This is a genomic window from Streptosporangium sp. NPDC049644 (genome assembly GCF_040675205.1).
In the GTDB taxonomy this organism is placed as follows: domain Bacteria; phylum Actinomycetota; class Actinomycetes; order Streptosporangiales; family Streptosporangiaceae; genus Streptosporangium; species Streptosporangium fukuiense.
The window spans coordinates 23,489-37,883 of record NZ_JBFAOJ010000052.1 but is presented as its reverse complement, the minus strand read 5'-3'; the positions used below and the strand labels follow the sequence as shown (position 1 = coordinate 37,883).

The window sequence follows — 14,395 nt, the reverse complement described above, 5'->3', positions numbered from 1 at the left end:
TCAGCTGTCCTTCTCCACGTAGTACCAGTTCTCCGGGCTGATCATCCCGAAGGGGTTGATCGGCTCGAAGCCCCGGAGGTTGTTGGCCACCTCGAACAACCGCAGCGAGAAGTTCGGGATGAAGATGACCGGGACCTGCTCGGCGATGTAGTCCTGGTACTCGTAGAGCGCGGCCGGGTCGTCGCTGGTCAGGGTGCGATCGATGAGCTCGTCGGCCTTGGGGTCGGTGTAGTGGCCGAAGTTGCCGCCGGCGTCGGTCCGGAACAGGATCTCGCCGCTCGGGTAGTGGTACACCCAGCCGCCGCCCCAGGTGCTCAGCTCCCACAGGCAGGGGCTGTCGGGCCCGGCGACGCAGGGGGCGTCCTCGGCCACCAGGACCGAGCCGTAGACCTCCTGCAGGCGCAGCTCGATGCCAGCCTTGACGGCGTCGTCGCGGAACTGCTCCATCAGCCGGGTGAGCGCGGGCCGGCCCTCGGCGTACCTGAGGGAGAAGCTGAGCTTGGTACCGCCGGGGATGCCCGCCCCGGCCTGGCCGGGCCCCTCTCCGGGGTTGACGCAGACGGCGGGCGTCACGCTGGTGTCCCAGCCGTTGGCCTCCAGCAGCTCGCGGGCCCGGTCGGGGTCGAAGGGCAGGATCGGCGCGCCCTGCAGGGTGGGCGAGACCAGGTCGCTCACCGGGTAGCGGGGCACCGGGCCGTCCTGCCGGTAGGCGTAGCCGTGGTAGATGTCGCGGGCCGCCCGGTCCTGGTCCAGGGCGTGCTGCATCGCCTGCCTGATGTAGGTCTGGGCGAGCATCTTGCCGGCGACCGTCGGGTTGTTGTAGTTGAGCGGGATGTAGCGGATGCAGAAGGCCGCCTGCGGGACCAGCGTGTAGTTGTCGCCCAGCGGGTTGGGGCCGCCCTTGGTAGGGTCGTCCGTCGGCTCGGCGCTGAAGCTCAGCGGCAGGTAACCGACCTGGATGCCGTCGGGTCCGTCCGGTCCCTCCAGCAGTTTCTGGTACTCCTCACCGTCGGACATGAAGGGGACCTGGCGGAACTCGTCCAGGTGCGCCTTGTTCGGTCCCGAGTAGTGCTCGTTGGGGACGAAGGTGACGACGCCCTCCATGGTGTAGCTCTTCAGCCGCCACGGGCCGCTGACCACGCTCCACACCGGGCTTGTCGCCCAGTGCACCCGGTCGGAGTTGTCCTCCTCGATGACGCCGCCGTTCTCCCCCATCAGGAAGTCGTAGACCGCGGCCACGTTCTCCAGGCTGTAGGAGGCGTCGGAAGGCCCTTCCGCGGTGCGGTCCCACGCCTTTGGCATCGGGGTGATGGTGCTGAGCTGGTTCATCAGCACCCAGCGCTTGGAGTAGACCTTGTCGAAGGTGAAGTAGACCTTGTCCTCGGCGAGCTTGCCGTAGGAGACCAGGTTGTCGGGGAAGCAGCCCGGGACGTACTCGCCGTAGCGCTCGCCCTTGACCGCCATCATGTTCACCCAGAACAGCACGTTGTCCGCGCAGATCGTCTCGCCGTTGGACCACTTCCAGGGCTTGACGGTGACGGTGACGGTCAGTCCGTCCTCACTCCACTGCGGCGGCTCGCCGATGCTGAGGTCGTAGTCGACCTCGGGGGTGCCGTGCGTGCCGAAGAAGTAGAGCGGCCGGTACATCAGGATCTGGAACTCGAGCAGGTTGCGGGTGCCGAAGCGCTCGGGCGGGGTGAAGGGGAAGATGATGGACGGGGGGAATCCCGGCGCGCAGGCCCAGGTCACGGTGCCGCCCTTGACGGGCTTCTCCACGTTCGGGCGGGCGATGGTGTTCAGGGTCATGTCCGGCTCTCCGTCGTCTGGTGGTTCTGGGCGAACGTCTTCGGGTCGATCTCCTCGAGCAGTGACACGCCGCTGTCCGCGTGGGCGCCGTAGCGCTCCCACGTCTCGTGGAGCAGCACGCGGCCGTCGGGGAGCAGTTCCGGGGTACTGCGGCAGTGGCCCGAAACGACGGCGCCGTTGTCGAGGACCATGGTGTAGGCGAAGTCGAGGGTGCCGTCGGGGGCGCAGAGCCCGGTGAGGGTCCCCCGGCGGGCGTGCCCGCCGGAGAACTCGCCCCACAGCAGGTCCCCGTCCTGGCGGTACAGGGCGATCGGGTGCCTCTCGGTGGGAGGGACGCCGCCGGTGGTGAAGCGGCGCCCGTCGTAGTCGATCATGATCGGCCCGCCCTGAGTTCGAGGGTGCAGCACTTGGCGCTGCCACCGGACTTCAGCAGCTCGGAGAGCTCGACGCCGATGGGCTCGTAGCCGCGCTCGCGCAGCTCGTCCATCAGGTGGGTGGCCGAGGGCGGCATCAGGACGTGGCGGCCGTCGGAGACGGCGTTCAGCCCGAACACCTCGGCGTCGGCCTCGGTGGCGATGATCGCGTCGGGGTACAGGACGCGCAGCACGCCCTGGCTCTCCTTGGAGAAGGCTCCCGGGTAGTACATGATCTGGTCGTGGTCGAGCACGGCCAGCGCGGTGTCGAGGTGGTAGAAGTGCGGGTCCACCAGGCGCAGCCCCGCCACGGGCATCCCGAAGAACCGCTCCGCCTCGCGGTGCGAACGGATGTCGGTGCGGAACCCGGTGCCGGCCAGCAGGTACCTGCCGGCGTGCAGGTAGTCGCCCTCGCCCTCGTTGACGTGGACCGCCTCGCGGGTCTCGTAGCCCCTGGCACGGAACCACTCCAGGTAGGCGGGGCCCTCCGCGGCCCGCTCCTCGTACCGGAAGCGGGCCGAGAGCACCTTCCCGTTGATGACCGTCGCGCCGTTGGCGGCGAACACCATGTCGGGGTAGCCGGGCAGCGGTTCGATGAACTCCACCTGGTGGCCCAGCGCCAGGAAGGCGCGGAGCAGACCGTCCCACTGGAGCCTGGCCAACGCGCCGTCGACCGGCTTGTCCGGGTTCATCCAGGGGTTGATGGAGTAGACGACATCGAAGTGGGTGGGCGGGCACATCAGGTAGCGGCGGGTGCGCGCCACACGCCGGGTCCGCTGCGACGCCTCTGCGGCCAACTGTGTCATGTCAGCTCTCCTTCCTGGACGAAAGTGACGTTGATCTTGGATGCGTAGTCGAGCATCGTCTCCCTCGCGTCCTCCAGGGAGGTGCCGGTGGTGCCGAGGAAACCGAGGATGCTGTTGCCCTCCGGCGGGCGCCGGATGACGTCCCCGGGCCTGGCGGTGACCTTGAGGAAGAAGACCCGGTCGGACTCGGCGACCTCGGCCGGCACCTCGATCGAGGCGATCCGGCCGGCGTCGCAGAGCAGGCACATCGCGGTGACGTGGACGCCGGTCGGCCGGTAGTGGCGCACCCTCGGCGTGGCGCCGCGCGCCACGTCCATGACCGCGCGGATCGGGTTGTGCGTGGCGGTGATCCCGGCGATGAGATCCAGCCCCCCGCCGCCGGGCCGGATCGCGATCTCCAGCAGGTACGGCTCGCCCCGGTGGAAGCGGACCTCGGCGTGCAACACGCTGCGCCGCAGCCCCTGGGCGTGCGCGCCGGCCCTGACCACCCGGTGGACCGCGGCCACCTGCTCGGTGGTGAGCGAGGTCGGCGCGTGGTGCACGTCGTCGTCGAAGGTGCCGCCCTCGACGGTGATCCGGTCCACGATGGAGCCGAGGTAGACCTCGTCGTCCCAGGCCACGGCCTCGATGAGGAACTCCTCGCCGTCCAGGAACGACTCGATCAGCAGGCCGTGCGGGCCGAGGTCGAGGCCGTGCGCCTCCATCTCGAACCACGACATCCCCTCGATGCCCTCAAGGGCCTGCGGGAACAGCTCCGCCATCTCCTCGCGGTCGTCGACCTTGAACACGAAGTTGCTCGCGGCGCCCAGCGTGGGTTTGAGGATGACCGGGTAGCCGAAGTCGTCCGCGGCCCCGAGCGCCTCCCCCAGGTCGGTGACGAAGCGGAAGTCCGGATGCGGGGCTTCGTACCTGCGGTGCGCCTCACGCATCAGCAGCTTGTTACGGCTGGTCCTGGCCGCCTCGACGCCCACGCCCGGCAGGCCGAGCGCCTCCGCGACCGCCGCGACCGTGGTCACGGCCGACTCGGAGAAGGTGATGATCCCGTCGAAGCGCTCCTGCTCGTGCCAGTTCTTGGCCTCGGTGATGAGGTCGTCGATGCGCTGGGAACCCACGACGCGGTAGCGGTCCTTCGGCCAGAAGTCCGGGGTGCCGATGCCGTTGAGCACGTAGAGCTCGGCACCGAAGTCCTGAACCTGCTGGTAGCGGGACTGGTAGTAGGTGGCGTTCTGTCTGGCTTCGATGGCGAGGAGTTTCATCGGGGACTCCCGGGCAGTCGCGGTAGTGAGAAGGCGTCGATCGTCTCGGCGGAGGTGTCGAGGGTGAGCTCGACGCCGGCCGCCTCGGCCTCGGCCGCGACGTCGATCAGGATGGGCGCGGCGCAGGCCAGGAAGGCGCGTACCTCCATCAGCAGGTCGCCGGTCTCGTCACGCTCGGCGGTCAGCAGCCTGCCGAGCTGGGTGACGATGCCGTCCGCCGCCCTGGTCAGGCTGAAGGAGGTGAGGTCGTAGCAGAGCCTGAACCTCTCGACGATCACCGCGGCCCGGCGCCGGCCGGCGGCGGTGACCTTGAACTCCTCCCCCGGGTCGGTGACGAGGGTGTCGAGGCGGTCGGCGAGCGCGTTCCACGGCTCGCGCAGCCGCCTGCCGGCGACCTTGTCGAGTCCCTCCCTGGTGAAGTTGGCCCGCTGGTCCTCGGGGCAGGTGAGCGCGAGGTAGAACCGGACGAGGTCGCGCGGCACCTCGGCGACCAGGTCGGCGCCGCGGATCAGGTGGTTACGGCTGGTGGAGAACTTCTCGTTCTCCAGCTCGTAGAACTCGTTGCAGACGTTGGCGTCCGGGGTGATGTAGCGGTCGCCGTGGGCCAGCAGCATGACCAGGTCGACCATGCCCCAGAAGTAGACGTTGTCGAAGCCGTGGAAGTAGACCAGGTGGTTGCCGCTCTCGGCACGCCAAGCGCTGTCGACGGGGCCCTCGGGCCCGCCGGCCGCCTTCCAGGTGCTGTAGATCGAGGCGGGCATCGCCTCGACCCACGGGTAGAGGATCTGCCCGGGGGTCTCGGCGAACGGGGCGTCGATGCCCCACCCCGGTGACGGCACCGTGATCGGGATCTCCGGGAGCGGCCGGGCCAGGATCTCGCGGATGAGCTGCCTGCTGTGCCCACGCCAGGTGCTGGTCCGGGCGGCGTAGTAGGCGGTGAGCTCCTCCCGGTAGTTCTCGATGGGCAGGACCAGGACGGTGACCTCGCGCGAGGTCACCGGGTCGTCGGGGTCCAGGACCGAGCGCGGGTCGCCGAGGTCGTCGAAGTGGTTGGGGTGGCCGCAGCCCTCGCACGACCCGCCGCAGCTCTCGGTCAGGCAGGCCGGGCACTCGCCCTTGACCAGCCCGTCGAACAGGTGGGTTCCGGCGTTCTCCGCGTACGGCATGCGCACGGTACGGAGTTCGAAGCGGCCCTGGCGGTGCAGGGCGGTGACGAAGTCGAGCACGGTCTGCCGGTAGGCGTCGTCGACGGGCGGCAGCGGGGCCAGCGAGATGCCCATCGCCTCGACCGACCGCTGGATGGCCGCGGTGGAGGTCGCGCACAGCTCGGCGGGCGTGGTGCCGTGCTTGCGGGCGGTCGAGATCATGTAGGACTGGCTGTCGTCGGTGCAGGTGTTGTAGTTGACGGGGCGGCCGTCGGCCCGCAGGTAGCGGGCGTAGACGTCACCGGCGATGTAGGGGCCGGCCATGTGGCCGACGTGCAGGTCGCCGTTCGGCGTCGGGGTGGCGGCGATGACGATCGTCCCCGTCATTTCTCCTCCAGGTGCCGGGTCTCGAACGTGCGGGCGAGGTCGTGGTCCCACCAGATGCCGTACATCTCGAAGTCGGCGGTGCCGTCGTTGACCACCTGGTGGTCGGTGCCGGGCGGGAAGTAGGCGACGTCCCCGGCGGCGAAGCGGGCGCGCTCGCCCTCGCTCTCCAGGACCGCCTCGCCGGAGACCGCGATGAAGATCTCGTACTCGTGGTGGGCGTGCCGGGTCGAGGCGGTGCCGGGCGCGATGACGCACCAGGCCCCCTCGAACGGGGCGTTCAGCGTCTCCCAGGGCAGCAGTCTCTTGGCGAGCAGGCCGTTGTCCGGGCGCAGGTGGGCAGGGTCATAGGAACGGAGGTCCACGGGGATTCTCCTCGGGGGGTTTCAGGGGGGCTGGGGGATCAGGAGGCGACCGGGAGGGCGAACGGGGACAGGAGCTCGGCGGTGGCCCGGCTCTCCTGGATGTCGCCGACGATCTCTTCGGCCCGGTTGGCCAGCGTGCTGAGCAGGGAGTCGGCGATGCCGTGCGTGTCCTCGTTGACGCCCTGCAGGTAACAGGCGGCGCTCGACCCGGCGGGCAGGGCCAGCTTGTAGGCACGGTCGACACCGATCTCGCCGAGGCCGGCCCTGGCGGCCAGGTCGCGGATCAGCGAGGGCATCCGGCGGTCGAAGCCGGTGCCGAGCAGCAGGACGTCGCAGGGCAGCTCGTCGTGACGGCCGCTCTTCCTGTCCTTGAGGGTGAGGACGATCTCGTCGCCGTCGATCCTGGCCTGGGAGATCTCGGCCATCGTGATTATCTGGATCCTCTCCTGCCCGGTGAGGCGCTCCAGGTAGATCTGCCGGTAGAGGTTTTCGAGCATGCCCGGGGAGAGACCCGCGTAGTTGGTCCGGTGCATCTCGTCGAGCAGCTGGCGGCGGGCCTCGGGGCGCGACTCGTAGAACTCGTCGACGAAGGAGGCGTAGAAGAGCTCGTTGGTGAACTTGCTGCTCTCGTAGCCGTTGAGGCCGATGGAGCGCATGATCATCGTGCACTCGGCGTTGGGCATGCTCTGGTGGGTGGCCCACAGCATCTCGGCCGCGCTCTGCGCGCCGCCGATGACCGCGACCCGGTGCGGGGCGGCGTGGTCGAGTCCGGCGACCTTCTGGCTGAACTCGGTGCTGTGGATGATCCGCTCGCGAGGGAGCGTCTCGAACACCTCGGGGATGTGCGCGTCGCGGCCCGCGCCGACCACCAGGGTGCGGCAGCCGATGGTCGAGCCGTCGGCGAGCCGGACGATCCAGCGCTCGACCTGGCCGTCACCGGACAGGACCGGCTCGACCGCCACGCAACGCCGGCCGTACTCGATGCGCACCTGGGCGAGCGACTCCGCGACCCAGAGCAGGTAATTCGAGATCTCCATTCTGTACGGGGTGAAACTACCCAGGTTGACGAATTCAGTGAGCCTTCCCACCGAGTGCAGGTGATTCACGAAGGAGAATCTGCTCTGCGGGTTCCTCAGGGTGACCAGGTCCTTGAGGAAGGAGACCTGACTCTGCGTCCAAGGCAGCAGCATTCCCCGATGCCAGGCCACGTTCTCGTGCTGTTCTATGATCAGCGTTCTGGTTGCCAGTTCCGGAGCGAGCTCTTCGAGAGCCACGGCGAGGGCGAGGTTGGACGGCCCTGCGCCGAGAGCGAGTAACTCGACTTCCTGGTGCTTCACGGTGGTCGCCTCCCGGACGACTTCTCGGGCATTGTGCCCGTTACGAATGGGTTTCTCCTGGTCGGCTCACTGCCAGCCGGCTCCGCCGGCCAGGATGAGGGCCGTGGTCGCCGCGGGGCCACCGGCCTTCTCCCCGGTCGCGGCCGCGGCCGCCACGGCGGTCGTGAGGATGGCGGTGAGCGAGAGGACGCCGATTACGAGGGCGGCTGGACGGATCGCGGCATTCATCGTTCTTTTTCCTTTCGGCCGGTAATCATCGGCGCCCTTTTGCTGTTTCCCGGGTGATCTTCCGGCTTACTTTCACCGGACATTTCCCGTTTTGTTCTGACACTTCGATTCTTGGTGGATATCCGGGTATTCCGGAAGGCCTCGGGGCTGTCAGCGCGCTGCAATGGCAGGACGCTGACAGACCTGGCCGCCGGAGGTCTCGAAGCGGGCGAGGGCGAGGACGAGGTCGGTGCCGCAGCCCAGCAGCGACCAGCCTGCGAGTTCGGGCACGCCGTCGAGACAGCGCCCGCAGAGCCGGGCCGCCGCGCTCTCGGCGGCGTCGAGGTTGGGTCTGCGAATGAAGAGGCCGAGGTCCACACCGCCGGCGCGTTCCTCGCCGTAGACGTGCTCAAGCCCCTCCTCGGGCTCCGCCAGCACCAGGAGCAGACGCCGGATCTCGCGCGCGGACATCCGGCCGCCGGGTGGGGCCAGGCGGCCTTCGATCTCGGGGGCGCGTAGGCGCACGTTGATGAGATACATGAATCGACAGTGGTCGGCACGCGGCGAATAGACCAGGTGTTTCCGCTGGCAGGTCCCTAACGTGGCAGGGTCATGCCAGCGTGCCGCGGACCGGCCCGGGACCGGATCTCCCACCCCCGGCGTGCCCGGAGGCGAGCGCATAACCCCGTCGTCACTGCGTCTGGCTAGTTTCAGGCTGAGACCATCGTGGGTCCTGCCCGCAGATCGGGTCTTGGTCATGCTCGAACCGTGGAGGGGTCGTGCTCATGCTGCTTGGCATCGGGTCCGCCGAGGAAACCGTCTACCGAACCATCCTGGAGAATCCCTCCTACGGCGTGGTGGAGCTGAGCCTTGAGCTGGGCTGGCCGGTCCACCAGATCCGCGACACGCTGGACGAACTGGCCAAGCTGTCGCTGCTGCGCCCCTCCTGGGAGGAGCCGGACGTGCTGCGCCTGGTCCGGCCGGAGGTGGGGCTGGCCGCGCTGCTGGCCCGCGAGGAGGCCGCGCTGCTGGCCAAGCAGCAGGAGATCGAGCGGAGCCGGATGGCCGTCGCCCAGATGATCGCGGCCTACGCCGACCAGAACCCGGCCCGCTCCGGCGAGGACTCCGAGTCACTCGTCGGCATCGACACGATCCGCGCCAGGATCGAGGAGCAGGTCGCCGAGTGCCGGCAGGAGTTGCTCGGGTTCGAGCCGAAGAGCGCCCAGACACCGGACAACATCGCGGCGAGCCGTCCCCTGGACGAGACGCTGCTCGACCGGGGGACGGCGATCCGCGTCGTCTACACCGACAGCATCCGCAACGACCAGCCGACCAGCGCGTACGCGGCCTGGCTCACCGAGCGCGGCGGCCAGGTGCGCACCACTCCCGGCCTTCCGCTCCGCATGCTCGTCTTCGACCGCCGGGTGGCCCTGCTGCCGACGGACCCCGAGGACAGCAGCGTCGGCGCGGTCCTGCTTCGCGGCGCGGGCGTCGTCACCGCCCTGGTCGCGCTGTTCGAGCAGACCTGGGGTGCCGCCACCCCCCTCGGCGAGGAGCGCAGACGCGACGAGAAGGGTCTCAGCCACCAGGAGCGCGAGGTGCTCCGCCTGCTCTCCGCGGGACTCACCGACGAGGCGGTGGCCCGCAGGCTCGACGTCTCGGTCCGCACCCTGCGCCGGGTCACCGCCGACCTGATGGAGCGGCTTGAGGCCCGCAGCCGCTTCCAGGCCGGCTACCTCGCGGCCACCAGAGGGTGGCTGCCCCGTCCGTGACGGCGGCTCCGCCTCCCCCCTGACCGGGGATCAGGGACGGTAGGCGCGCGTACGGGGCCACCAGCCGGGCACGGCCGCGCGGTACCTCTCGTAGTCGGCGCCGAACCTGCGGCGCAGACTCGGCTCCTCGTACCAGTGGACGAAGGCGACGACGGCCGCGGCCGTGACGGCGCCGTACGGCAGCAGGACGGGGCGGCCCAGGAGCAGCGCCTGCCCGCCGATCGCCGCGAGGACGGCCACGTACATCGGATTCCTGACGTATCCATACAGACCTCCGATGACCAGGCGTTCGGGCGGGGCGATCGGGGCGGGAGTGCCCAGCCCCTCCACGACGAACCGGACGAACGCCCTGACCAGCACCACGGCCCCGGCGACGACGAGTGATGCGCCGACGAGACGTAGCGAGACCGTGCCCCAGGACGGCACCGCCGGCATCGGATCCGCCGGCTCCCACCGGGTGATCCACCAGGGCACGAACCCGGCCACGGTGCCCGGTGCCAGCGCGAAGAAGATCGTGCTTCCGAGGGCCGCGGGTCTCCTGCGCACAGTGCCACACTCCCGTGTCACGCCCGGCCGGCGACGGCGGCGAGGGGACCGCCCGCGGTACGGCCGTTCGCCGCAGTAAATTCACTATGCGATGAGTTTAAGTTCGCGCCGGAGGGGCGTCAACGGGCATGCCCCCTCCCGGTCTCCACACATCGGACCACTGCTATAACGGTCTACAACTTCATGGAGGTACGAGATGCGCGTCGCGCTGCACACCCGGGTCAAGTCTGGCAGGGAGTCCGAGTACGACCAGGCGCACCGGGAGGTGCCCGCCGAGCTGGTCGAGGCCATCAAGCGGGGCGGCGCGCACGAGTGGACGATCTGGCGCAGCGGCCGGGACCTGTTCCACGTGATCGAGTGCGACGACTACGAGGCGCTGCTCTCGTCGCTGGCCGGTCTGCCGGTGAACATCACCTGGCAGGCCCGGATGGCCGAACTGCTGGAGATCACGCACGACTACTCCGAGGACGGCGCGGGCAAGGGCCTGCCCGCGGTGTGGCGGCTGCCCTGAGCCCCCGCTCCCTCCGGACGGTGTCCGGCGCGGCCGGGGAGCGTGATCGCTATCGTGGGTGGATGCCGCCCGCCCGCCGCACCCGTCTGCTCGCCGCGCTCGCCGCGGCCCTGACCGTCGCCGCCGGGCTGACCGTTCGCGCGGTCACCGGCGGCTGGTTCGGCAAGTACGCGGGCGACGCCCTCTACACCGTGCTGGTGTACGCGCTGATCGTGCTGGTGTGGCCCCGGATCACGTCGGCGCGGGCCGCGCTCGGCGCGCTGGCGTTCAGCTGGGCGGTCGAGTTCGCCCAGCTGACACCCGTCCCGGCCGCATTCTCCGAGGTGAGCGTGGTGGCCAGGCTGGTGCTCGGCAGCACGTTCGGCGCGGCCGACCTGGTGGCCTACGCGGCCGGGGCGGCCCTCGCCGCCTCGGCCCACGCCCTGCTCGGGCGACGGCGCGAGCACCGCCCCGAGCCGGTGACCACGCCGCCCTGACAGTCGGTCGAGCTGTCAGCTCCAGGCCACCGGCAGGTGGGTCGGCCCTCCGACGGCGTGGCCGATCTTTCGGGGGATGTCCTCGGTGGCCACCGTCAGGCGTAGCGTGGGCAGCTCGCGCAGTAGCAGCCCGATCGCGGCGACGACCTCCCCGTGGCCGAGGTGGCGGCCGATGCAGTGGTGAATGCCGTGGCCGAACGACAGGTGCCGCTCGATGTTGGTGTCGGTGGCGGCACGCGCGAAACGCGCGAAGTTCATCGTGTGCGGGTCGGCGAACGCGCGCGGGTCGTAGTTGGCGGCGTTGACGGAGGAGATGACGAGCTCTCCCTCCGACAGGTGCGTGCCGCTGGGCAGGGTGGTGTCGGCGGTGACGTAGCGCGGCATGGCGTCGGCCGCGGTGGTGGAGAACATCCGCTCGAGCTCGGTGATCGCGCCGACGAGGTCGTCGGGGTGGTCGACGAGGTAGCGGTAGGCGCTGTCGTACCCGCCGTAGGGGTGGGTGAGCAGGACCTGGGTGAATGTGCCGATGCTGCTGGCGGAGGTCTCCCAGCCACCGACGATGAGCGCGATCGGCAGCATGACCAGCTGGTGCTCGGGCAGGTGCGCGCCGTTGACGGCGATCTGCGACAGCAGGTCGCCGGCAGGCGCGGCGCGGCGCTGCCGCAGCAGGCCCGCCAGGTAGCCGTACATCGCGAACAGCGATGCCTCGGCCTCCTCCTGCGACAGGTTGCCGTGGGACAGGAACGCCTCACTCCAGCGGTGGAAGTCGGCGCGGTCGGCCTCGGGCAGGCCCAGCAGGTCGCAGATCAGCTCCAGGGCGAACGGCAGCGCGAAGTCGGCCAGCAGGTCGGCGGGCGCACCGCGGCCGATCATCACCTGCAGCTGGGCGGTGGCACAGCGCTCGATCTCGGTACGGCGGGCCTCGATGGCCCGAGGCGTGAAGTGGTCCTTGACCAGCCCGCGCACGGCCGCGTGCGCGGCGCCGTCCAGGCCGAGGATGGTGCCCTCCAGGCCGGAGACATCGTCGAAGGGCAGGGCCTTCTCCCGGGAGAGGAGCGGATCGCGCAGTGCCGCCTTGACGTCTTCGTAGCGGGTGACGAGCTTGGCGTCGGTGCCGTTGGCGCGGACGACCGGGACCACCCCGTAGGCCTCCCGGATCTCGTGGTAGAGCTCGTTGAGGTACAGGCCAGGCCGGTTGACCCCGTCGGGGCCCAGGTCGAGTGGGTGGCGGATCGGGCAGGTCGCGGCAGCCGGGTCTTTCATGACGGTCATCGGCGGGAGGGGTCCTTTTCTGGGATCGGCGGAGGAACCGGGTGCGAGAGGTACCGGAGTCTGAGAGAGCGGCCCCACGGCCACAAGGTCATGACAGAAGGATCAACGTGCCACAGCAGGATGGTCAAGATCACTCGGGTGAGGTGAGGAAGCTCTCGGTGATCGCATCGTCGGAGCACGTCCCGGTTCGGCCCGCCGAAGGCGGGACATCGGCCTGTCACAGCGGTCGGCGAGACAGGTGATGATCTTCCCGGCACGCGTTCGGCAGCGGAGACCACCCTGGGGCGGCAGTGGTCGTCATGAATTACGCTCTGTGGAATGCCTGAAGGACACACCATTCATCGACTGGCCGGAGAGCACCGGCGGGCGTTCGGCGGCCGTGAGGTCCGCGCGGAAAGCCCCCAGGGGCGGTTCGCCGCCGGGGCGCTGCGGATCGACGGGCGGGTGCTCACCGAGGCCGACGCCCACGGCAAGCACCTGCTGCTCGGCTTCGACGACGAGCGGTGGCTCCACGTCCACCTGGGCATCTACGGCAAGTACGCCTTCGGCCCTGTCCCCGTGCCCGCGCCGACCGGGATGGTGCGGCTACGCCTGAGCAACACCGGCGAGTACGCGGACCTGCGCGGCCCCAACACCTGCGAACTGCTCGACCCGGCGGGAAAGGCCGCGCTGCACGCCAGACTCGGGCCCGACCCGCTGCGCGCGGACGCCGATCCCGAGTCGGCCTGGCGGCGGATCGGCCGCAGCCGCACCTCCGTGGGGGTCCTGCTGATGGACCAGTCGGTCGTCGCGGGCGTGGGGAACATCTACCGGGCCGAGGCACTGTTCCGGCAGGGCATCGACCCGTCACGGCCCGGCCGCGACCTCACCAGCGAGCAGTGGGAGGCGATCTGGGCGGATCTGGTGCTCCTGATGACCGACGGTGTCCGGGTGGGCCGCATCGACACGGTCAGGCCCGAGCACACTCCGGAGGCGATGGGCCGTCCGCCCCGCGTCGACGACCACGGCGGCGAGGTCTACGTCTACCGGCGTTCCGGCATGCCCTGTTTCCTCTGCGGCACCGAGGTGCGCACGCAGGTGCTCGCCGGGCGCAACCTCTTCTGGTGTCCGGTCTGCCAGACCGGCTGACGGCGCCGCACCGGGCGAGATCGAGTAGCCTCCGGGGACTCGCAGGCCCTGGTCGGGCGCGCTCACATCAGGGTGCGGGCCGTCCAGAGTTCGGGGAAGACCTCCCGCCGCATGCTCCGCTCCAGCCAGCTCAGGCCGCTGGATCCGCCGGAACCGGGCTTGGCCCCCATCGAGCGGCGCACCGCCATCAGGTGCCGGTAGCGCCAGTCGGAGAACTGCTCGGCCAGGTCGGTCAGCGTCTCGGCCAGCGGGGCGAGCGGCCCGGCGTAGACCTCGACCCAGACCGCCTCGACCTCGGCGCTCGGCTCGTACTCCGCGGCGAGGTCGCGTTCGAGCACCGAGGCCGGGATCGGGTGGCCCGCGCGGGCGAGCATGGCGAGTACCGAGTCGTAGAGGCTCGGCCGGTGCAGCGCCTCCACCAGTTCCCGGTGCGCCTCGGGGTTGCGGCGGTGCGGCCTGATCAGCGCCTCGGACTTGTTGCCGAGCAGGAACTCCACATGGCGGTAGAGCGCGGACTGGAAACCCGATCCCTCGCCGAGCGCGTCGCGGAAGGTGTTGAACTGCGCCGGGGTCAGCCAGCTCAGCGCGGCCCAGGCGGCGTTGAGCGCCTCGAAGTGCCGTACCGTGCGCCTGATCGTCCACGTCGCGGCGTTGACGTCGTCCTCGTCGAGCTGCCGCTGGGCCAGGCGCCACTCCGAGCGGAGCAGCCCGAAGTAGAGCTCCATCACCTGCGTGGTGACCAGGAACGCCAGTTCCTCCGGGGCGTCGGTGACGGTGTGCTGAAGATCATGAAGGGCGGCGGTGCCCACGTATTCGTCGTAGGGCGTGCCGGCTTCGAAGCCCAGTGTCGGCAGACCGTCGTTGGCCTCCGCGCGTGCCTTACGGTCCTGCTCCGTGAGCTGCTTGATAGCGGTCATCGCTCCTCCTACGCCTGTACACCCCCATGGTGCTCCGTATCGGTCTGTACGAAA

At 69.8% G+C, this 14,395-nt stretch carries 16 protein-coding genes; 4 read left to right on the top strand and 12 right to left on the bottom strand.

What is annotated here, in order from left to right:
• The 9 genes from AB0J58_RS26470 to AB0J58_RS26430 all read right to left on the bottom strand — a co-directional run bounded on the left by AB0J58_RS26470 (position 1) and on the right by AB0J58_RS26430 (position 8,259).
• Positions 1-1,806, bottom strand: a complete 1,806-nt coding sequence (locus tag AB0J58_RS26470; protein WP_364220141.1) for an ABC transporter substrate-binding protein — start codon at positions 1,804-1,806, stop codon at positions 1-3.
• Entirely contained in the window at positions 1,803-2,180 is a 378-nt protein-coding gene (locus AB0J58_RS26465; RefSeq protein WP_037969750.1) for a hypothetical protein, read from the bottom strand. Before AB0J58_RS26465 ends, AB0J58_RS26470 begins: the two co-directional genes overlap by 4 nt.
• Complete coding sequence (gene ddaH, locus AB0J58_RS26460; protein WP_343965230.1) at positions 2,177-3,025, bottom strand: dimethylargininase; 849 nt, start codon at positions 3,023-3,025, stop codon at positions 2,177-2,179. Before ddaH ends, AB0J58_RS26465 begins: the two co-directional genes overlap by 4 nt.
• Entirely contained in the window at positions 3,022-4,281 is a 1,260-nt protein-coding gene (locus tag AB0J58_RS26455) for an ATP-grasp domain-containing protein (protein ID WP_364220137.1), read from the bottom strand. Before AB0J58_RS26455 ends, ddaH begins: the two co-directional genes overlap by 4 nt.
• Positions 4,278-5,813 (bottom strand): class I tRNA ligase family protein, encoded by a 1,536-nt coding sequence (locus AB0J58_RS26450; protein WP_364220134.1) that lies wholly within the window; start codon positions 5,811-5,813, stop codon positions 4,278-4,280. Before AB0J58_RS26450 ends, AB0J58_RS26455 begins: the two co-directional genes overlap by 4 nt.
• The gene (locus AB0J58_RS26445) at positions 5,810-6,175 is read right to left on the bottom strand and encodes a cupin domain-containing protein (RefSeq protein ID WP_364220131.1); all 366 of its coding nucleotides are present in this window, start codon (positions 6,173-6,175) and stop codon (positions 5,810-5,812) included. Before AB0J58_RS26445 ends, AB0J58_RS26450 begins: the two co-directional genes overlap by 4 nt.
• Positions 6,176-6,213: 38 nt before the next feature.
• On the bottom strand, positions 6,214-7,512 hold the full coding sequence (locus tag AB0J58_RS26440; RefSeq protein ID WP_364220128.1) for a SidA/IucD/PvdA family monooxygenase: 1,299 nt from the start codon (positions 7,510-7,512) through the stop codon (positions 6,214-6,216).
• A gap of 66 nt (positions 7,513-7,578) precedes the next feature.
• Positions 7,579-7,740 carry a hypothetical protein gene (locus tag AB0J58_RS26435; protein WP_343965219.1) on the bottom strand — a complete coding sequence of 54 codons (162 nt, stop codon included), beginning with the start codon at positions 7,738-7,740 and terminating at the stop codon, positions 7,579-7,581.
• A 150-nt stretch (positions 7,741-7,890) separates the two neighbouring features.
• Positions 7,891-8,259 carry a hypothetical protein gene (locus AB0J58_RS26430; protein WP_343965215.1) on the bottom strand — a complete coding sequence of 123 codons (369 nt, stop codon included), beginning with the start codon at positions 8,257-8,259 and terminating at the stop codon, positions 7,891-7,893.
• A gap of 245 nt (positions 8,260-8,504) precedes the next feature.
• Here AB0J58_RS26430 and AB0J58_RS26425 point away from each other — a divergent pair, with 245 nt between their 5' ends.
• A complete protein-coding gene (locus tag AB0J58_RS26425; protein ID WP_364220214.1) occupies positions 8,505-9,491 on the top strand; it encodes a helix-turn-helix transcriptional regulator in 987 nt (328 codons plus the stop codon).
• A 30-nt stretch (positions 9,492-9,521) separates the two neighbouring features.
• On the opposite strand, the gene AB0J58_RS26420 is transcribed toward AB0J58_RS26425, so the two are convergent.
• Positions 9,522-10,037: a methyltransferase gene (locus tag AB0J58_RS26420; protein WP_364220125.1), complete on the bottom strand. Its 516-nt coding sequence runs from the start codon at positions 10,035-10,037 to the stop codon at positions 9,522-9,524.
• A gap of 196 nt (positions 10,038-10,233) precedes the next feature.
• On the opposite strand from AB0J58_RS26420, the gene AB0J58_RS26415 reads away from it, so the two are divergent.
• Together AB0J58_RS26415 and AB0J58_RS26410 are read left to right on the top strand one after the other, a co-directional pair.
• Positions 10,234-10,548 carry an L-rhamnose mutarotase gene (locus AB0J58_RS26415; RefSeq protein ID WP_364220122.1) on the top strand — a complete coding sequence of 105 codons (315 nt, stop codon included), beginning with the start codon at positions 10,234-10,236 and terminating at the stop codon, positions 10,546-10,548.
• 62 nt (positions 10,549-10,610) lie between these two features.
• Positions 10,611-11,024: a DUF2809 domain-containing protein gene (locus AB0J58_RS26410; protein WP_364220119.1), complete on the top strand. Its 414-nt coding sequence runs from the start codon at positions 10,611-10,613 to the stop codon at positions 11,022-11,024.
• Between the two features lie 15 nt (positions 11,025-11,039).
• Here the strand turns inward: AB0J58_RS26410 and AB0J58_RS26405 are convergent, their stop codons facing one another.
• Positions 11,040-12,296: a cytochrome P450 gene (locus AB0J58_RS26405; protein ID WP_364220116.1), complete on the bottom strand. Its 1,257-nt coding sequence runs from the start codon at positions 12,294-12,296 to the stop codon at positions 11,040-11,042.
• A gap of 318 nt (positions 12,297-12,614) precedes the next feature.
• Between AB0J58_RS26405 and AB0J58_RS26400 the strand changes: the two genes are divergently transcribed.
• Positions 12,615-13,424, top strand: coding sequence for a DNA-formamidopyrimidine glycosylase family protein (locus tag AB0J58_RS26400; protein WP_364220113.1), 810 nt, complete (start codon positions 12,615-12,617; stop codon positions 13,422-13,424).
• Between the two features lie 62 nt (positions 13,425-13,486).
• On the opposite strand, the gene AB0J58_RS26395 is transcribed toward AB0J58_RS26400, so the two are convergent.
• Entirely contained in the window at positions 13,487-14,341 is an 855-nt protein-coding gene (locus tag AB0J58_RS26395) for a tryptophan 2,3-dioxygenase family protein (RefSeq protein ID WP_343967748.1), read from the bottom strand.
• Between the last annotated feature and the right edge of the window lie 54 nt (positions 14,342-14,395).